Source organism: Lentilitoribacter sp. Alg239-R112 (assembly GCF_900537175.1).
In the GTDB taxonomy this organism is placed as follows: Bacteria; Pseudomonadota; Alphaproteobacteria; order Rhizobiales; family Rhizobiaceae; genus Lentilitoribacter.
Genome location: NZ_LS999835.1, coordinates 302760 through 321706 on the forward strand (window position 1 = coordinate 302760; position 18947 = coordinate 321706).

17 protein-coding genes are annotated in these 18947 nt (G+C 45.7%); 9 read left to right on the forward strand and 8 right to left on the reverse strand.

What is annotated here, in order from left to right:
* The first annotated feature begins 208 nt into the window (after positions 1-208).
* Both G3W54_RS18315 and G3W54_RS18320 read left to right on the forward strand, forming a co-directional pair.
* Complete coding sequence (locus G3W54_RS18315) at positions 209-1528, forward strand: FAD/NAD(P)-binding oxidoreductase (RefSeq protein WP_162654736.1); 1320 nt, start codon at positions 209-211, stop codon at positions 1526-1528.
* Between the two features lie 11 nt (positions 1529-1539).
* Entirely contained in the window at positions 1540-1881 is a 342-nt protein-coding gene (locus G3W54_RS18320; protein ID WP_162654737.1) for a DUF5368 domain-containing protein, read from the forward strand.
* A gap of 15 nt (positions 1882-1896) precedes the next feature.
* Here the strand turns inward: G3W54_RS18320 and G3W54_RS18325 are convergent, their stop codons facing one another.
* From G3W54_RS18325 to paaG, 4 genes are read right to left on the reverse strand one after another with little or no spacing between them, the layout of a single operon-like run.
* A complete protein-coding gene (locus G3W54_RS18325) occupies positions 1897-2493 on the reverse strand; it encodes a TetR/AcrR family transcriptional regulator (RefSeq protein WP_162654738.1) in 597 nt (198 codons plus the stop codon).
* On the reverse strand, positions 2494-3807 hold the full coding sequence (gene paaK / locus G3W54_RS18330; protein ID WP_162654739.1) for a phenylacetate--CoA ligase PaaK: 1314 nt from the start codon (positions 3805-3807) through the stop codon (positions 2494-2496).
* A gap of 1 nt (position 3808) precedes the next feature.
* A complete protein-coding gene (gene paaI, locus G3W54_RS18335; RefSeq protein WP_162654740.1) occupies positions 3809-4237 on the reverse strand; it encodes a hydroxyphenylacetyl-CoA thioesterase PaaI in 429 nt (142 codons plus the stop codon).
* 2 nt (positions 4238-4239) lie between these two features.
* Positions 4240-5025: a 2-(1,2-epoxy-1,2-dihydrophenyl)acetyl-CoA isomerase PaaG gene (paaG, locus tag G3W54_RS18340; protein ID WP_162654741.1), complete on the reverse strand. Its 786-nt coding sequence runs from the start codon at positions 5023-5025 to the stop codon at positions 4240-4242.
* Between the two features lie 91 nt (positions 5026-5116).
* Here paaG and G3W54_RS18345 point away from each other — a divergent pair, with 91 nt between their 5' ends.
* Together G3W54_RS18345 and paaZ are read left to right on the forward strand one after the other, a co-directional pair.
* Positions 5117-7153 carry a 3-hydroxyacyl-CoA dehydrogenase NAD-binding domain-containing protein gene (locus G3W54_RS18345; RefSeq protein WP_162654742.1) on the forward strand — a complete coding sequence of 679 codons (2037 nt, stop codon included), beginning with the start codon at positions 5117-5119 and terminating at the stop codon, positions 7151-7153.
* A gap of 25 nt (positions 7154-7178) precedes the next feature.
* Positions 7179-9215, forward strand: a complete 2037-nt coding sequence (paaZ, locus tag G3W54_RS18350) for a phenylacetic acid degradation bifunctional protein PaaZ (protein ID WP_162654743.1) — start codon at positions 7179-7181, stop codon at positions 9213-9215.
* A 30-nt stretch (positions 9216-9245) separates the two neighbouring features.
* On the opposite strand, the gene G3W54_RS18355 is transcribed toward paaZ, so the two are convergent.
* Together G3W54_RS18355 and G3W54_RS18360 are read right to left on the reverse strand one after the other, a co-directional pair.
* Entirely contained in the window at positions 9246-9968 is a 723-nt protein-coding gene (locus G3W54_RS18355) for a hypothetical protein (RefSeq protein ID WP_162654744.1), read from the reverse strand.
* 201 nt (positions 9969-10169) lie between these two features.
* Positions 10170-10967 carry an IclR family transcriptional regulator gene (locus G3W54_RS18360; protein ID WP_162654745.1) on the reverse strand — a complete coding sequence of 266 codons (798 nt, stop codon included), beginning with the start codon at positions 10965-10967 and terminating at the stop codon, positions 10170-10172.
* A 134-nt stretch (positions 10968-11101) separates the two neighbouring features.
* Between G3W54_RS18360 and G3W54_RS18365 the strand changes: the two genes are divergently transcribed.
* The 5 genes from G3W54_RS18365 to G3W54_RS18385 all read left to right on the forward strand — a co-directional run bounded on the left by G3W54_RS18365 (position 11102) and on the right by G3W54_RS18385 (position 15128).
* Positions 11102-12079: an ABC transporter substrate-binding protein gene (locus tag G3W54_RS18365; protein ID WP_162654746.1), complete on the forward strand. Its 978-nt coding sequence runs from the start codon at positions 11102-11104 to the stop codon at positions 12077-12079.
* A gap of 101 nt (positions 12080-12180) precedes the next feature.
* Positions 12181-13080, forward strand: coding sequence for an ABC transporter permease (locus G3W54_RS18370; protein ID WP_162654747.1), 900 nt, complete (start codon positions 12181-12183; stop codon positions 13078-13080).
* Positions 13080-13874 (forward strand): ABC transporter ATP-binding protein, encoded by a 795-nt coding sequence (locus G3W54_RS18375; RefSeq protein WP_162654748.1) that lies wholly within the window; start codon positions 13080-13082, stop codon positions 13872-13874. The genes G3W54_RS18370 and G3W54_RS18375 overlap by 1 nt, the downstream gene beginning before the upstream one ends.
* Before the next feature lie 45 nt (positions 13875-13919).
* Entirely contained in the window at positions 13920-14528 is a 609-nt protein-coding gene (locus tag G3W54_RS18380) for a peroxidase-related enzyme (protein ID WP_162654749.1), read from the forward strand.
* 33 nt (positions 14529-14561) lie between these two features.
* Positions 14562-15128 (forward strand): alkylhydroperoxidase, encoded by a 567-nt coding sequence (locus tag G3W54_RS18385; RefSeq protein ID WP_197742902.1) that lies wholly within the window; start codon positions 14562-14564, stop codon positions 15126-15128.
* Positions 15129-15195: 67 nt separating this feature from the next.
* Here the strand turns inward: G3W54_RS18385 and G3W54_RS18390 are convergent, their stop codons facing one another.
* On the reverse strand, positions 15196-18411 hold the full coding sequence (locus G3W54_RS18390; RefSeq protein WP_197742903.1) for a reductive dehalogenase domain-containing protein: 3216 nt from the start codon (positions 18409-18411) through the stop codon (positions 15196-15198).
* A gap of 28 nt (positions 18412-18439) precedes the next feature.
* Positions 18440-18889, reverse strand: a complete 450-nt coding sequence (locus G3W54_RS18395) for a MarR family transcriptional regulator (RefSeq protein WP_162654750.1) — start codon at positions 18887-18889, stop codon at positions 18440-18442.
* Positions 18890-18947: the final 58 nt, after the last annotated feature.

Here is an 18947-nt window from a genome sequence, read left to right on the forward strand (position 1 = left end):
TATACAAGATTGCTTGGTACTTAAGCGCCTAGAAGTGTCATGATTTTCTATAAAATGGAAATATTGACGTAAATCAAAAACATTGTGTTCATTTTCATTACTCTTGAAGTTCAAGACATAAGAGCGATCCAAGCAAATCGATTCGAATTTTGGGTCACTTTGCTAAGGCAAATGCTTTTGCTGTGCTTGATTAGAGAGGATTGTAATAATGCGCGATTTTAAAATTCCACGACGTTCTTTTCTTGGCGGCTCAGCGATCGGTCTTGCTGCTTTAGGTACATCAAGCGCAGTGACGGAAGTGGTTGCCACAACTCGCATTTCTACCAAAGCACGCGTGGTTATAATCGGTGCAGGTGCAGCTGGAACATCTCTCGTCAATAGGCTTGTTAAGCGGTTTGATGGTGCCGTTATTACAGTAATAGATGGCCGCAAACTGCATCTTTATCAACCTGGTTTAAGTCTTGTTGCCGCAGGATTAAAACCAGCGAATTACACTGTTTCTCAAACAAGAGATTGGCTTCCCAAAGATATTGCATATGTAAATGATATGGTGGCCTCTATTGATCCGGTTGGCAAAATTGTTTCGACAACAGCAGGAGATAATATTCCCTACGATTTTCTTATTGTCGCCCCGGGCTTGGTGCTGGATCATGATGCAATTGAAGGTTTCTCGCTTGATCTTGTCGGGACAAACGGCATTGGAGCGCTTTATGCAGGACCAGAATATGCAGCCAAAACATGGATGGCTGCCTCAAAGTTTACGCAAGAGGGTGGCGTAGGTGTTTTCACGCGTCCCGCTACAGAAATGAAATGTGCAGGCGCACCATTGAAGCACACTTTCCTGATTGATGACATAGCAAGCAGAGAAATTGGGCGTAGCAAATTTGAAATTAATTATGCAGCCCATAGTAAGTCATTGTTTGGTGTTCCCATAGTATCAGAAAAGGTACGGATGTTGTTTGACGATCGTGGGATTAAGCCAGTTTATTCTCATGTTCTAAAAACGATTGATCCTGGTCGGCGTATGGCAACTTTTAAAACACCTGCGGGCGATCAGGAAATGGAATATGACTATTTACATGTTATTCCGCCACAGCGTGCACCAGATGTTATTCGTCAATCTGGTTTGAGCTGGTCGGATAAATGGATCGATCAGGGCTGGGTCGAATGTGATAAACAAACCCTACGCCATCTGCGCTATCCTGAAATTTTTGCATTGGGCGATGTTGCGGGCGTTCCCAAAGGGAAAACTGCTGCTAGTGTAAAATGGCAAGTTCCGGTGGTTGAAGACCATCTCGTTGCGGCTATCGAAGGAAAAGAGGGAACTCGACTTTATGATGGGTATACGTCTTGCCCTCTCATTACACGTGTTGGACGGGCAATGTTGATTGAGTTTGATTATCAAAACAATCTGACACCAAGTTTCCCAGGCATTATAGCGCCGCTAGAAGAGCTTTGGATCAGTTGGTTGATGAAAGAGGTTGCGCTTAAAGCAACATATAACGCCATGTTGCGCGGCAAAGCATAGGGAGAAGTTAGATGAAAGAATTAACTTTTGAAACAATGCTGGCGGTCTTTGAAGAGATTTTTGGTCGCGGTTTATTTTGGACGATGGTTGTCGTCGCGTTGCTCATTACCATTGCATACCTTTACGTTCTTTTTCGAGATCGAGCGATGTCGATGCGTAAGTTCGTTTTGGCACAACTTTCAATGCCTATCGGAGCTATTGGCGCAGTGTTATTTTTGCAAGAAGTAACCAGTTCCAACTTTGCAGACATTGGAGGCTCAATAGATGTATTTGTACTGCTCAGTGTGGCGGCGATTGGCGCGGTAGGTATTGCAATTTTGGTTTATACATTGCAGTCGCTGTTTAGAAGTTAGTTATATCCAAAGAACTTAAAGCCCGGGAATGCCTTTTAAACAAAGCTTGCTGACAATCTGCGCATAATCTTCACGCTGTTTTTTACCTGCACCTGCATTCCACATGTAAAACCAATTAAGCATGCCAAAGAGTGACATCGTTGCTGCGCGTAATTTATCTTTGTCACCATCGAAAATAGCAGGCGCTATGCCATCCACCAGGACAGCAACGTGTTTGACCAAATCGCGTTGGTAGCCAACTAAAATATCTTGCTGCTTCTTCGGCAGATGTTTAATGGCTTCGGCCTGTAGCCGATGCTCATTATCGGCGCCTTTATATGCCAGCAGTATTTCTAGAATTGTTGCTTCCAATCGCCCCTCTGGCGTCAAATCCTCTAATGACATGGAGCATATGCGGTCTCGCAATTCAGACAAATAATTATCCAATATGTCGAAAAGTATATCGTCCTTGCTTTTATAATAATGATAGATGTTAGCTTTGGAAATTTGGCAGGCTTTGGCAACGCTGCTTACGGATGCTCGGTCAAAGCTCTCCTCGGCGAATAATTTTGCTGCTCGATCCAGGATCAAGCGGCTTTTATCATCATAGTCTTTAGCAATTGTGCGGGCCACTCAGCGCTCACCTTCTCTATTATCGACAACACGTTGGGCTTTGCCTTGTGAACGCTCCACAGCGCCAGGGTCACCAACGACGATCTCAGTTGATATTCCTACCACATCTTTGATACGCTTTGTAAGCATGCGAGCGGCTGCATCCTTGCTGAGCTCGTCAGCCGCATCAGCATTTGCTTCCACATGTACGCGCATCGCATCCATGCGACCTGCACGGTATAATTCAATTTGGAAATGCGGTGCAAGACCACCTGTTGCCATTAACTGTTCTTCGATCTGGGTGGGAAATACATTTACACCACGCAGTATGATCATATCATCAGTACGACCTGTAATTTTTTCCATACGACGCATGGCACGAGCTGTGCCCGGCATGAGTCTGGTTAAATCTTTTGTCCGATAACGGATCATCGGTATTCCCTCTTTAGTCAGAGTGGTGAAGACCAATTCGCCTCGCTCTCCATCTTTGACAGGCTCCAAAGTGTTTGGATCGACAATTTCTGGATAGAAGTGATCTTCCCAAACATGCAAGCCATCTTTCGATTCGACACATTCATTGGCAACGCCAGGCCCCATAATTTCTGACAATCCATAGATGTCCACAGCATGCATGTCAAAAGCGCGTTCAACCTCATCACGCATAGCATTGGTCCATGGTTCTGCCCCAAAAATACCGACTTGTAATGAACTTTCACGCGGGTCCAGTCCCTGTTTATGAAATTCTTCCAAGATATTGAGCATATAAGAGGGTGTTACCGTAATAGCTTGTGGTTTGAAATCGTTTATCAGGCCAACCTGTTTTTGTGTTTGCCCGCCGCTCATAGGCACAACCGTCGCGCCTAAACGTTCAATGCCGTGGTGAGCGCCAAGCCCTCCTGTGAAAAGGCCATAACCATAAGAATTGTGAACCATTTCACCGGGTCTTACGCCTGCAGCTCTCAGCGAGCGTGCAACCATGTCGGCAAAGACATCGCAGTCATTTTTAGTATAACCCACAACGGTGGCTTTACCTGTTGTTCCTGATGATGCGTGAATTCGTTGAATCTTCTCGCGGGGTACTGCGAATAAACCGAACGGATAATTATCGCGAAGGTCATCTTTAACAGTGAATGGGAATTTTGAAATGTCGCTCAATGTTTTCAGGTCATCCGGGTGGACACCCTTTTCATCGAACCGCTTTTTATACATCGGAACATTATTATAAGCGTGATTTAACGACCACTTCATACGTTGCAATTGAAGGGATGAAATTTCATCCCGACTGGCAATCTCTATAGGCTCCAGTTCTTCACGTTTTGCTCCAAGATCTTTCATTTTATTCCTCCGAAAAAAGGTGCCCGCTGATCGCCCGAGATGCGCCTCTGAACACAGCAATAATTTCATTATTCTGATTGGTAACAGTCACATCAGTTATGCCGTTGCGACCTGTAAGATTAGTTTCTTGAGCGTTGGCTGTCAGTATGTCCCCTACCTTTGCGGGCGCTAGATAACTGATCGAATTGTGCTGCGCGACGGTGGATTGATTGCGGCTATTGCATGCAAAAGCAAATGCACTATCGGCAAGCGCAAAGGTAATTCCTCCATGACAAATACCGTGACCGTTGGCATGGTGAGCCTCAATTTTCAAGCGTATCGTTGCACAACCTTCATCGACTTCAACCATTTCCATGCCAATCCAAGTGCTGGCATTATCGTCATTCCACATGGTTTCGGCAGATTTTTCGGCGCGTTGTTTTGGTGTCATGTTCATTGTCCTGCGAAATTTGCTGCCCGTTTTTCTAAAAATGCGCTGACGCCTTCGGCATAGTCAGATGTTTCACCGCAGAGCTTCTGGCTTTTAGCCTCCAGCTCCAATTGTTCATCCAATGAATTCGTGTGTGCAGCCTGAATAGCCTTTTTTGTCATGCCGAGACCAACTGTCGGGCCATTGGCCATTTGAATTGCTAAGGCCTCTGCATCCTTTATAAATGTTTCATCTGGTAGGGCTTTCCAGATTAAACCCCACTCGGCAGCCTGAATGGCGCTGAGTGGTTCGGCTGTCATTGCCAATGCTTTTGCTCGTGCTTCACCTAAAAGCTTGGTTAAAGACCAACTCCCGCCACCATCCGGCACCAAGCCAACTTTGGCAAAAGACTGAATAAACTTTGCACTTTCAGTCGCCACGACAATATCGCAAGCCAGTGCGATATTTGCGCCAGCTCCCGCCGCTACCCCATTTACTGCACAGATTATCGGAATATCGAGAGAGCGTATGAGACGTACGAGAGGGTTATAAAAATTTGCAATTGTTGTACCCAAGTCTGGTGGCGTATCCATTTTGGAAGGATCTCGGTCACCCAAATCCTGACCCGCACAGAACCCGCGTCCAGCGCCAGTAAGTAAAACAGCGCGCGCGCCGTTATCGCGTGCACTTTCAAGCGCCTTACGTAATGCTAAATGCATTTCGTCATTAAAACTATTTAGCCGATCAGGTCGGTTCAACGTAATCTTGACTAGATTACCAATTTGTTCGGTTAGAATTGTTTCACTCATATGATGACCTCCCGCATTCAGCATTTTCATACTTGCATAAACCGTCTGGTTGGTCAATAATAGAGTTCTGAGAGAGGTAAAGGAACTTCAAATGCAGGCTCAATTGGTTACTGTTGATATGGTTGATGAGATCGCGATCGTTCGCGTAGATAATCCGCCGGTAAATGCAACATCAACCGCTATGAGGATTGGTCTGTTGGATGCTGTGCATGAAGTGGAACAGCTGGGCGCTCTAGCTGCCATTCTGATTGGTAAAGGTAGAACATTTATTGCTGGTGGCGATATGAGCGAGTTTGATGCGCCACCCGTAGAACCGCACTTACCTGATGTTGTGCAGGCGATAGAAGATAGTTCAGTGCCGTTTATTGCTGCGATGCATGGAAATGTGCTTGGCGGTGGGCTTGAGATTGCTATGGGTTGCGCTTGGCGTATTGCGCTTGAAGGTACAAAATTTGGAATGCCTGAAGTCAATGTAGGACTTATTCCGGGTGCAGGTGGAACACAGCGCTTGCCTCGTTTGGTTGGAACCAAACTTGCATTGGATATGTGTGCCAACGGCACAATGATTAAAGCAGAAGAATTTTATTCAGCGGGTGGGGTGGATCTCATCGTTGCGGCTAATCTTGAGATCGAGGCCATTGTGTTTGCAAAAAAAAACAAGTGCCGCCCATCAAAAATTTGTACCCGTACAGCCTTACAATGCAGCGCTGAGGAGTTGGAGCTTGCGCGTACTCAGATTGAAAAGAAGGCCAGAGGGCGACAGGCACCACTTCTGAATTTTGAAGCCGTCCAGTGGTCTGCTGAACCTTTTAATGTGGGGCAGCCTAAGGAACGTTCGCTCCATTTGGAACTTCGACAGTCTGACGAAAGTAAAGCATTGCGCCATGCTTTTTTCGCTGAGCGGTCTGTTGCCAAGCCATCAGTTATTCACGGTGTTCACCCGCTTGAGATCAAAAAAGTAGTTGTTGTTGGCGGTGGATTGATGGGGTCTGGTATTGCAACATCCCTTTTGAATGCTGGCAAGATTGTTACGCTTATTGAGCGCGATGAAAGTGCATGTGAGCAGGCCATTCAACGTGTTGAGCAAAATCTAACAGCTGCAGAGAAGCGTGGTTTAATTACATCAGAGCAACAACTAGCGCGTTTGAAGCTCTTTACCACAACTCTTGATTACCGAGATAGCAACGGACATGATCTGGCTATTGAGGCGGTTTTTGAAGATGTTGCAGTAAAACGCAAGGTGTTTAACTCTCTCGGAAAATTTATGGATGAGGATGCAATATTAGCAACCAATACATCCTATCTGGATCCACAAAACATATTTGAGGGTATCGCAAATCCGGAGCGTTGCGTAGGACTGCACTTCTTTAGCCCTGCTCATATTATGAAATTGTTGGAAGTGATTTATCTGCCACAAACGTCGGCACAAACAGTAAGCACGGCATTTGCATTAGCGAAGACCCTTCGAAAAACGGCAGTCCTTTCTGGCATTTGTGATGGGTTTATTGGTAACCGTATTTTGGCTGCATATCGGCGAGAAGCAGAATTTTTACTTGCAGATGGCGCATTGCCCGAAGAGGTTGATCAAGCCATGCGAGACTTTGGCATGGCAATGGGGCCTTTTGAAGCGCAAGATATGAGCGGTTTGCAAATTGCCTGGGCCAATCGAAAATTGCAAGCTCAAACACGTAATCCAAACATGCGATATGTGACAATTGCGGATCATTTATGTGAGATTGAAAGGTTTGGTCAACACAGCGGCAAAGGCTGGTATGATTATCCGAGCGGACCAAAGTCAAAAGTGGCGTCTGAGGATGTTACTAATATCATCGAAGACTATTCTACGGCCAACAACATTACCCGCAGAAATTACTCCAACGATGAAATTGCAGACCGTCTATTAGCCATCATAGCTAACGAAGGCGCGTTGATCGTTGAAGAAGGAATTGCTGAAAATGCGGCAGCGGTAGATGTGGTCAAATTACATGGCTACGGCTTTCCTCGCTGGCGCGGTGGACCCATGCATTTTGCCCTTCAACACAAACGCAAGGCTTTTTCACAGATTCTAAAACAAAGTGCAGCGGAAAGCGGTGAGACATATTTGATAGCCGCGGCCTTCCGCGACTGATCCAAGCTTAAAGAGGAAGACTAAAATGACACTTCAAGATGTACAATCCTTTGCCCACGGCAAATGGATACCGGTCGGAAAAGGCGCGCGCAGCATTGAAAATGCGGTCACCGGAGAGGTCTTCGCACAAGCGGGTAATGCCGATCTTGATGTACAAGCTATGCTTGACCATGCACGCGATGTGGGCGGGCCTGCATTACGCAAAATGACTTTTCATGATAGAGCACGAATGCTCAAAGCGTTGGCGCTTCACTTAGGCAAACATAAACAAGCACTTTACGACATGTCATTTGCATCGGGTGCAACACAATCCGATCATCTCATTGATATTGATGGGGGCATCGGCACTATGTTTGTTTTTGCGTCCAAAGGGCGTCGGGAAATGCCAGATGCGCATGTTTATCTTGATGGTGAGGTTGAACAGCTTAGCCGCAATGGCACATTTTTGGGGCAACATATATGCACGCCTCTGCAAGGTGTTGCGGTGCATATTAATGCATTTAACTTTCCCGTTTGGGGCATGTTGGAGAAGCTGGCTCCGACCCTGCTTGCAGGTGTTCCTGCGATTGTAAAGCCAGCAACAGCGACCTGTTATATTACCGAATTAGCGGTACGCATTATGCTGGACAGTGGCATATTGCCAGCGGGCAGTTTGCAACTTGTGTCAGGCGGGTTGGGCGATATGCTTGATCGATTGACATGCCAAGATGTTGTCGGGTTCACCGGCTCTGCGTGGACGGCAGGGAAGCTGCGCTCCATGCCACATATTTTGGAAAATTCAATTCGCTTTGTTGCAGAGCAGGACAGTCTGAATTCTTCGATTCTTGGCCCTGATGCCAAACCGGGAACACCTGAATTTGATCTCTTTATCAAAGAAGTTCAACGGGAAATGACGACAAAGGCTGGGCAGAAATGTACAGCTATTCGCCGTATCTTTGCACCAAAGCAACATGTGGAGGCTGCCATTGAGGCACTTTCTGCGCGTTTGGAGAAAACGCTGATCGGAGATCCCTCGAATGAAGCGACACGCATGGGTGCACTCGTATCCAACGATCAAAAACGTGATGTACTACAGAAGGTAGATATCATTGCGAAGGAAGCCGAGCGGGTTTTTGGAAACCCTAACAGTTTCGAGGTGAGCGGTGCTGATGCTGCAAAGGGTGCATTCTTGCCGCCTATGCTGTTTCATTGTGCTGATCCCAACAAGGCAGAGCGCATTCATGATACGGAAGCGTTTGGTCCTGTTTCAACTATCATGGGATATGATAATCTTGATCACGCAATCCAATTGGTCAATCGTGGGCAAGGTAGTTTGGTTGCTTCCGTGATTACCCATGATCCAGAAGTTGCCAAAAATGTTGCTCTTGGCGCAGGTGCATTTCATGGCCGTCTTTATTTTAATAATCGAGACAGTATGAAAGAAAGCACAGGGCATGGCTCTCCATTGCCTCATATGGTTCACGGTGGTCCGGGCCGTGCTGGTGGTGGCGAAGAATTGGGTGGTGTGCGCGGTGTGACACATTACATGCAACGCACAGCGGTTCAGGGTTCGCCAGATATTTTATCCGCCATCGGTAATGTTTGGGTTCCAGGCTCAGTTGAGAAAAAAGCGCCTGCGCATCCGTTCACACGGACTTTTCATGAGTTGGAAATTGGTGAAACAATTCACACAGCACCGCGAACCATTACTATTGAAGATATTGAGCATTTTGCCAGCTTCACCGGCGATACGTTCTACGCTCATATGAATGAAGAAGCAGCCAAACGAAACCCATTTTTCCCCGGTCGGGTTGCGCATGGTTACTTGCTTTTAAGTTTTGCAGCTGGATTGTTTGTGGAACCAAATGAAGGACCCGTGCTGGCAAATACGGGACTGGATAGTCTGCGTTTTATGAAACCGGTTGAGGCTGGTGATGACATTCAAGTACGCTTGAGTGTAAAGAAAAAAACACCGCGCAATGATGAATATGGTGAGGTACGCTGGCATGTAACGCTGACCAATCAGGATAAGGATTTAGTTGCGGAGTATGAGCTTTTGACCATGAATGCCTACGAGGTTTGATTGCTTACCAGCCTATTGAAGGGGTTTAAGCTATCCCTTCAATAGACTACAGATTGCCGAGTGGCACTGCGCAAACACTCCATTTTTGAAAAGCCAGATATGGAGCCATGTGTTATCACGGAGTGCCATTTTGCGCCAATGGTGGAGCGCTAGAAGTCTTATTGCTGCGCGGTCTTGCTCATCAAAACTTTTTAAAGATGTGCTCAATTGTTTGGTGGCGGATAAGTAATTTTCAGCGGTGACCTTAATATTATTAGGTATGGTACGTTCTAAAAACCAGTCGGGCACATTGTCGATATCAATGGTCACTTCCATTGTTGTTGATTGAGACTGATCCACGCCACACGGCACCCAGACGACGTTCTTGAAAACCTGTAATTTGGGGAGATGTTCGTCGCAAGTATCATCCATCTGCAATTGTAGTTTCCACCCAGCATCATATTTTACATCTTCCCGATAGACATCTTTATAGGCCAATCTGGTTTGCAAAATGCCATTCTCAGACAACCGATATATTGATTGCCGCCCAACTTTGTTTGAGACAATCCAACCATCCTTTTTTAATCTGTGTAATGCAACGCGAATAGCCTCTGGCTTTATGCCGATATGGCCGAGCAGATATCTGATGTCTTTACCTGCAAGTGATACAGGCTCTTCTCTACCAAGATCACCAAATAGAGTGACAATAAGTGACCAGACTTTGATGGTTTCAAGTTTCAGCAACTCGTCGATATATTGGCGTGGCGTCTTCACAGATATAAATTCCGATATGAATCTGGATTTAAAAATCAGGCCACTATTATCATCAAGCATTATCCTGCGCTAGTAACAACACCCAAGTATGCTGTGTTTCAAGTTGATTTTGGAAGAGTTGGGGCCGTATCTGTTTAGCGAAGTTTATAAGGTTCGGACAGGATAAAGTACATACCAGCTAGAGGTAACATCCAGCTCGAATTATATATCAGAACCAATTGAACCATGTAAAAGCTTAGTAACGGTCGATGCAGAAGATACCAATTGAGTGATTATATTATTTGATATTTTTGTAGTGGCGCTCGAAATTGGTAAGGACACACCAAAGCTACCAATTACAGCGCCATTTACTCCAAGGATTGGTGCCGCATAGCCGACTGTTCCAACAAACGTTTCTTCCCAGGAAATACAATATCCTAGGGTTCGAGCTTCTTTGAGTTGTTTATTAATATCATCAACATCGATGATGGTTTTATTGGTAAAACGTTGTAGCTCACCCGATAGGTATTTGCTTTGTTCTACCTCAGGTAAATAGGCCAAGATAACTTTTGGTGCTGCTCCGGCGTGAAGAGGAAAAGTAGAGCCTATTCGTTCATACACGCGCAGTCCTTCATTTTTGCCGACAATCTGATCAATACAAACCGCAACGGATCTCGATGCATCATATGCACTGAGTAAAACGGTCTCTTGAATTGCATCTGCTAAACGTGCCATTTCTTTCTGAGAAACGGATTTTAATTCGAACCCATCGCTGGCCCTTATGCCCAATTCAATCGAGGCCAAACCCAGCGAGTACCTGCCTGTAGATGCTATCTGTGTTAAATAACCGGTACTTGCCAGAAATCGGACAAGACGATTTACAGTAGAACGATTGAGCTTCGTTGCTCGGACTAATTCGGCTTGGGACCAAGTTGGACGATCAACTTGAAACATGTCGAGAACTGTAAAAGCTTTCACGAGCAAAGCCACACCGGCTGAAGGATCTGACTTGACTTCCATATCCAGTTCCCTTTAACGTGTAATTACCCATTATGTGCGCAAGCATCCCACTATATGATACATTATTTAAGTTTGACTTCAAGACCAAATCAGAACTCATACCGTTCAATATGAACGGAAGAAAGGGAGATAATATGACAACTTTTAGGAAGACGATCGTGGGGGCAATCGCCGCTGGATTGATCGCAACATCAGCTTATGCAAATGATACTAAATCCATAGCGATTTCAACAATTGTAGAAGTGCCTGCGCTTATTGCTGCTCGAGATGGTATTCTCGCAGCTCTTGCGGAGCGGGGTTATGTGGAAGGTGAAACTCTGAAAGTTGATTATCAGAATGCAAATGGCAGTATGCCAACCCAACAGCAAATTGCTAAGAAGTTTGTTGGCAATGCGCCAGATGTTATTGTGCCAATTACCACACCAACTGCGCAATCAATGATCGGTGCCACGTCTGATATTCCGATTGTGTTTGCCATGGTTACTGATCCGATTGGTGCACAATTAATCACGCGTTATAAGCAACCGGGAGCCAATGTAACTGGTGTATCTGATGCGGCACCTATTGAGCCTCAGCTTGATTTGATGCGCGAATATATTCCAGATCTGAAAAAAATAGGATTTATTTATAATCCCGGTCTTGATAATGCGCTGGCCACTCTTGCAACAATTAAGAAGCATGCAGAACCACGCGGATTTACCATTGTTGAATCCCCTTCGCCGACAACTAACGAAGTTATATTGGCTACAAAAAAGCTGATTGGCGAAGTCGATGCAATTTATGTACCTAATGATACAACGGTTGTTGCTGCGCTTGAGGCAATTATCAAGATTGGGGAAGATGTCGACCTGCCAGTCTTTGTTGGTGAAACAAGTGCCGTAGAACGTGGTGCTATTGCATCTATCGGCTTTGATTATCTTGCTGTTGGCAAGGTGGCGGGCGAAATGGTTGCAGATGTGTTGGATGGTAAGGCTGTTGGAGATATCGATGCGGCTATTGCTTACCAAATCTCTGATAGATTAATTGTTGCGGTTAACAAGGGCGCGGCGGAGCGAATGGGTGTTGCAACCCCAGACGCTGCCCTATCTAGAGCAACTTTGATCACTGAGTAAGCCTGTCGAGCGCACAGTCTCTTGGCTGTGCGCTATGACGGCTGGAACCTTCAAAGGTCCACTAAACTGTTAGCGATTGTTGTTCTCACGAAAGCAAAAACATGTCATTATACGAACTTCTGGGTACGCTTGAAACCGGATTAATCTTTGGGATCGTCGCGTTAGGCGCCTATCTGACATTTCAAATCCTTGATTTTCCAGACTTGACGGTTGAAGGTAGCTTTCCTTTAGGTGCAGCGGTTGCTGCAATCTTGATGGTTGGAGCAGAATGGAACCCTTGGCTTGCCACGCTTGGTGGTGGTTTTGCAGGTTTTATTGCCGGTTTTATCACTGCATGGCTGAACGTGCGCTTTAATATTCTTCATATTTTGGCTGGGATACTTGTAGGTATCTCGCTGTACTCCATAAATTTACGCATTATGGGTGGACCAAATGAACCCCTGTTGCGTGTAGATACGGTATTTACCTCTCTGGAGATTTTTGGCATTCCCGGCTATATTATTAACCCGATATTTCTGGGTGTCTTTGTCTTGGGGGTTAAGCTGTCGCTTGATGCTTTTCTGGCGACAGGTTGGGGCATATCCATGCGTGCTTCCGGTGCAAATCCTGCGATGGCAGAAGCCAACGGGGTAAATGTTGGTCACATGAAACTATACGGTGTTGGTGTTGCGAATGGGCTGACCGCAATTGCGGGGGCGTTGTTTGCTCAGTCATTTGGCGCAGCCGATGCATATATGGGTATTGGCGTGATCATCGTTGGATTAGCGTCCGTGATTGTGGGCATGTCTATTCTGCCGTCGGGGACTATTTTTCTTGCTACATTCGCCTGTGTTATCGGTGCTATTCTTTATCGCCTAGCTGTTGCATTTGCTCTGAATGCTGATTTCATTGGGTTTCATGCCTCAGATGTACAGCTTGTAACTGCGGTTCTGGTCGCCGTTGCTCTTATTGCGCAACAAAGCGGGTCATTAAAATCCTTGTTTAAACGAGGGGAAAAATAATGATCAATCTATCGGATATAGACGTCACTTTTGGCAAAAACACTCCGCTTGAGACGCGTGCGCTGCGCGGTGTTGATCTGAATATTCCTAAAGGGCAGTTCCTAACAATTATTGGCTCCAATGGTGCCGGAAAGTCAACGAGCCTTAACGTTATCTCTGGTCTTGCAAAAGCAGAAAGAGGTCGCGTTGAAGTCGATGGGCAAGATGTTACCAGTTGGCCAGTTCATAAACGCTCGGCAATGTTATCGCGGGTATTCCAAGACCCAAAGATGGGAACTTGCGAGGATTTATCGATATTGGAAAACTTTGCATTAGCCTATGGCCGTACAAACCACCGCGGTATGCGGTTTGCTGTGACGCCACAGATGCGTGATGAAACGGTTGAAAAGGTCAAAGTGCTTGGTCTCGGGCTTGAAGATCGCCTTAATGATAAAGTTGGCCTGCTCTCCGGCGGACAGCGGCAAGCGGTTAGTCTATTGATGGCGGCTACAGGTGATACAAAAGTTCTATTATTGGATGAACATACTGCGGCACTTGATCCCAAAACAGCTGACTTTGTGTTGGATTTAACCCGTACCATTATTCATGATCTGGAATTAACAGCAGTTATGGTGACCCATTCCATGGCACAGGCATTGAACACGGGTGAACGTACGGTGATGTTCCACCAGGGGAAAATTATTTTTGATATTGCCGGAGTCGAACGAGACAAACTTGAAGTTAAGGACTTACTTGATTTGTTCCGAAAACAGCAGGGCGAAGAACTCGCTGATGACTCACTTTTACTGGATTGAACCAAAAGACCGAGAAAACAACAAGATTTTAAAAGGAACCCACTCATGCCTTGGATTGATACCATTCCCTACGATGAGGCCGATGCAAAACTAAAACGGCTATATGATCGGGTTAAAGGGCCAGATAATAATGTCGATAACATCATGATGATGCATAGTTTGCGTCCGCATTCGATGGAAGGGCATATGGCTATTTATAAATATGTTCTCCACCATTCAGGTAATACAATACCGAAGTGGTTTCTGGAATGCCTCGGGGTTTGGGTATCCTTTCTGAATGAATGCGATTATTGCGTTGAGCATCACTTTGGTGGCCTTAAACGATTGTTGAACGATGATGCAAAGTCTGCTGGTATTCGAGCGGCAATTGAAGCCCGTACCATTGATCAGGCACCTCTTGATAAGGCCCAGAAAGTGGCAATGGAATATGCTCGCCAACTAACTCGTGATGCAGGCGGTATGAATGAAAACATCATCCACCGTCTCCGTGAAGTTGGGTATAGTGACGGCGAAATTCTCGAAATTAATCAGGTGAGTGCTTATTTTGGCTATGCCAATCGCACTGTTTTGGGACTGGGCTGTTCAACCAAGGGCGACATAATCGGTTTGTCGCCTAATAATTCCAACGATCCGGATGATTGGAACCATAGCTGATTTTGCGCCTTTTTCGTACAAGGAAACCAGATATTGACTTGGATAAAATATATTCCCTTTGAGGAGGCTACTGGTCGGCTTAAAGCTATTTATGATAAATACAAACGTGCAAATGATACGATTGCAAATATCATTACAGCGCATTCGATACGACCCCATATGCTTGAAGGCCACATGGCATTCTACCGCTCGGTGATCGGACATGGCTCAAATGAATTACCTTTGTGGTTTCTTGAAGCTGTTGGCGTTTATGTCAGCGCGATAAATAAATGCGGATATTGTATTGAGCATCATAGTCATTTTGGCGGCCTAGCCTATGATGGGACGGCTGAGAACTGGGCAAATATGACAGAAACATTACTGGATGATTGCCCAGAGAAGGCATTTGATGGCAAATACCTTGTGCTGTTGGGCTATGCAAAAGCACTGACTGTTGATCCATCTTTACTGAACGAAAACGATATCGCTAATCTCAGAGCTGCTGGTGCTGATGATGGCGAAATTCTGGAAGTAAATCAGGTCACCGGTTATTTTTCCTATGCCAATCGCACCGTTTTGGGGTTGGGTATTACGCTAGCTAACGAAGTACACGCTCATTGATTTTATGTAAGGGTTTAAAGAGAATTTCATAAATAAATCAATAGATTATAAGCAAGTCAGTTATTGCTCAAAGGTCGATTTCTATAGTGGTATCTGCTTTGGCCGCACGAGATTGACATAAAATAATAGCGTCTTTTCGTTGTTTTTTTGACAGTACAAAATCTCTGTGCTCGACCTCTCCACTAATCAGGCCACATTTACAAACACCGCAAATTCCGTCTGAACATTTCACATCCACATTTATGCCGTTCTGAGCAAGAATATCTGTTACAGATTTATCCGTCGGAATATCAAGTTCTCGCCCACTTTTTGCTAATTTTACCTTGAATGGATAGTTCTCATATTCTGGTAATTCGGGGACATTGAAATATTCAATATGCTGTTCTTCTTCATTAAAGCCAGCACGTTCTGCCGCCTCTATGACGGACTTCATATAAGGCTCAGGCCCGCAAGTATACACATGATCACCGGTTTGGTATCCACCCAAAATTTCATTCAGGTCTGCGCGAGTATGTTCGTCGCTAAAGTGCAGTTTCACTTTCTCGTGCCAAGGAAATTGTGCAAGGTCTTCTAAGAAGCCAGCATTTGCGCGAGATGAACATGAATAATGCACAGCGAAGTTTGCCCCAATGGTATGTAGACGATGAGCCATTGCGATCATCGGCGTGATGCCAATGCCGCCGCCCATTAAGAATGTTTTTCGAGCTGTTTCATCAAGTGGAAAATGGTTGATGGGTTTTGAGATAAATATCTTGCGTCCTTTGGTGAAAATACGATGTAAAAGCTGTGAGCCACCTCGACCCTGGTCTTCTCGCAACACGCCAATTTGGTATTTGCTTCTATCAGTTGGGTCGCCCGACATGGAATATTGGCGCAGGAACTCTGGTGCGACCACGATGTCCAGATGTGCGCCTGCTTGCCATTCCGGAAGCGGTGATCCATCCAATGTTGAAAATTCGTACTTGGTGATACCTTGGCTCATTTGTACGGCTTTTGTGATCTCCACTCGGATTACCGGTGCGTCCCCCTCAATTTTATATTCATGTGCCAAACCATACGTATCGCCTTGCGCAAGGCGCGTTTTATACTGCTTGGCGGTAATCATGGCTTGATAGGCTTCTATCCCCTTTTCTCGATCCATTGGAAACGGAAATGGCCAAGGATGAGGGGCAAGATTAGCAGGATAGACTGCCAGTGTTTGATCTTTGAACTTGAGATCCAGATTCTTTTGAAGATCGCGCTCATTTACCTGATGTCGGGTGGGGCGATAGGCGCCATCATCCTGAATTTCGAGATCCCACCACCATTTTTTGATTACATTGCGTTCACCATTACCCACGGCATCATCCAATTTTGCAAGCATGGGTGCAGCTTTTGGAATGTTCATTGCGGCCCAACGAAACGGAGCTTCAGCAAAAATACCTTCGAGGTTCCAGGGGCAGGTTTTCATGCAACGACCGCACATTGCCCCACCTAGGTTTGTGATGCGATAGGTCGTGCATTTTTGGCTATCGGATTTCCAAGTTTCATAACCATTGAACATCAATTTTGGCCCAGCGGTAATGGCCCCAGACGGGCATTCGCGCGCGCATTTGTTGCAGCTTTCGCAGAACTGTTGCAACCCAAATGAAATTGGTTTGTCATGCGTCATTGGCATATTGGTGGTAACAACGCCTGACTTCAAACGTGGGCCAAGGAATGGATTGAGAATAACTTCGCCAATCCGGCTAACTTCGCCAAGGCCGGAGAGTAGCAAAAGCGGCGGTTGGAGCACCTCTCCGTCCATAACTGTATGCGCTTTTGCTTTATAACCAAGGCGTCGAATTTGCTTGGCAACAATGCTGCCCAAAATAGAAAAACGCAAATAGGCACGCATTGATTGAGATACAGCGATCCAGTCATCTCCTGAGGCGCCCTCCATGGTCTCGTAGCCTTGATCAATAACCATTGAAATGGCTTGATCATGTGGTGGGGTGATTGGTTCACCCGTGGCATCGTGTGAATACCAGGTCCATTCAGGACATCGCGAAATCCCTGTTGCATCAACACCTAAGAAATACGACATAGCTTTAATGTTTTCAGCATTGCGCAATGCATTGGCGGTTTCATTTGTTTGGGTGGGATTAGGTCGCCCGTCCTGAAGCAAAACAAACGCACCAAGTGCTCGCCGTTGTGCCATCGAGGGGGCTGATTTTCGCACATATTGCCCGTTGCGTGACGCGTTTTGATTGCGTTTTCCCATGTCGCCAAATAACGAGCGCGCAAACATATCGGTGCGTTTCGGGACGCGAGGAACACGGCTTTCGTCGATGTAGGTCGTAGGGTGTTCAACCCGCTTTAGCGTTTCAAATGGATGCGCACCATCCACAAAACGCCGTTTTGCATAGGGGTCAATATTTCGGGCGCTTTTGGCGGTGCCTACCCCCCATTGCCACGCAAAGCCATGTGTTTTGGATCTCGGTTGATCCTTTAAAGGGACCAGAGGTTTATCATGAGAAAACTCAAATTCTGTTGTTACCACTGCAATGGAAAAGTCTTGACCTAAATAGGGATTAACCAGTTCATCACCTTCAATTGTTGCAAGCCCTGAAGCGGCGGCTAAATGATGAAGATCTATATCTGTTGTTGTATGGCTGTGCGCGCGCGCATCATAACCCAATAAGCGGATATATTGCGCAAGTACAACCGCAAGTTCCATGGCGCGCAATGCTGAACGTGCTGGCCCTGCGCCCTTCAACCATGTGTTTCCCGGTTCCTCATCGCGAACTTCACGCGGATGTTCGACAACAAAAACAAGTGCATGTTTGTGACTATCCATGCTTTTTGGTGGTGCATTCATCGCATCACGTAGGTCTGCCATAATGACATCAATACCCGATGCCAGAGACTTCGTTTGATCTGTACGTAATTTCTGCGCTAGAGCATCTATATCGGGATTGTGACACGAATTTTTCAACATCATTTGAGGTGTGAAAGCGCAAGTCGCAGACATCGCTACATCTGAAAAATATCCAAATGCTTTGAGATGATTGGCACGTTCATCAAGATCGTCGGGAACGGTCGCCTGGGCTTTGTTTATCAAGCCATCGCGAATGGCATCCAGCATGGCTTGCGCCTCGCCCATAGCATTGACAATATTTTCCGGATTTTTTTCATCCAGAAAGCGCATTTGCTCGAATTTGGGAAGGTTGGCTATGTTCGAAATATTGTTGGTACGTGATAGGCGCTCCAATGGGTAGGGGCCAAGGTGTACAGGACGTTTTTTATCAGAAAAATATTTCAAGTTCCAAATTCCTCTAGATGCTAATCAGTTACAGACGCATCAGATTAACGTTTTCACCTTCTGTCATTTTGTCGATTGCCGCCATCAATATGTCAAAGGTTTCTGGGTCAAGTTTATCTGTAAAATGCCCGTTTAGTTCTCGGACCAATACATGGCATGTTTTCATTTTTTCAATGCCTAACTCTGTAAGTGTAACTTCAGTGAGCCGTTTGTCACCTTCAATACCGCTTCGTTCCACATATCCGCGTTTTTCCATATCCTTTAACAGACGCGATATGGCGGGCCTTGCTATGCATATATATTCGGCAAGGCCTGAAGGTGTGTTTACATTTTCCATGCCTGCTCCGCGCAATACACACCACATTAAACGGGTAACACCATGTTGTGACAATTGTTTTTCAAGCCTTGCTTCCATAATTCGGGCTAAAAGTGTGACTTTAAAACCAACGCGATTATGCAATGTGAATTCTTCAGACAATACAGCCCTCCAGCAAATTAGTTGACTTACACCATAGCCTATAGTTTTATATAGTTAA

What these genes read in the sequence shown, in the direction of transcription:
- G3W54_RS18315 (WP_162654736.1), top strand. Translation starts at nt 209, where the DNA reads ATGCGCGATTTTAAAATTCCACGACGTTCTTTTCTTGGCGGCTCAGCG.
- G3W54_RS18320 (WP_162654737.1), top strand. Translation starts at nt 1,540, where the DNA reads ATGAAAGAATTAACTTTTGAAACAATGCTGGCGGTCTTTGAAGAGATT.
- paaK (WP_162654739.1), bottom strand. Translation starts at nt 3,807, where the DNA reads ATGAAAGATCTTGGAGCAAAACGTGAAGAACTGGAGCCTATAGAGATT.
- paaI (WP_162654740.1), bottom strand. Translation starts at nt 4,237, where the DNA reads ATGACACCAAAACAACGCGCCGAAAAATCTGCCGAAACCATGTGGAAT.
- paaG (WP_162654741.1), bottom strand. Translation starts at nt 5,025, where the DNA reads ATGAGTGAAACAATTCTAACCGAACAAATTGGTAATCTAGTCAAGATT.
- G3W54_RS18345 (WP_162654742.1), top strand. Translation starts at nt 5,117, where the DNA reads ATGCAGGCTCAATTGGTTACTGTTGATATGGTTGATGAGATCGCGATC.
- paaZ (WP_162654743.1), top strand. Translation starts at nt 7,179, where the DNA reads ATGACACTTCAAGATGTACAATCCTTTGCCCACGGCAAATGGATACCG.
- G3W54_RS18360 (WP_162654745.1), bottom strand. Translation starts at nt 10,967, where the DNA reads ATGGAAGTCAAGTCAGATCCTTCAGCCGGTGTGGCTTTGCTCGTGAAA.
- G3W54_RS18365 (WP_162654746.1), top strand. Translation starts at nt 11,102, where the DNA reads ATGACAACTTTTAGGAAGACGATCGTGGGGGCAATCGCCGCTGGATTG.
- G3W54_RS18370 (WP_162654747.1), top strand. Translation starts at nt 12,181, where the DNA reads ATGTCATTATACGAACTTCTGGGTACGCTTGAAACCGGATTAATCTTT.
- G3W54_RS18375 (WP_162654748.1), top strand. Translation starts at nt 13,080, where the DNA reads ATGATCAATCTATCGGATATAGACGTCACTTTTGGCAAAAACACTCCG.
- G3W54_RS18380 (WP_162654749.1), top strand. Translation starts at nt 13,920, where the DNA reads ATGCCTTGGATTGATACCATTCCCTACGATGAGGCCGATGCAAAACTA.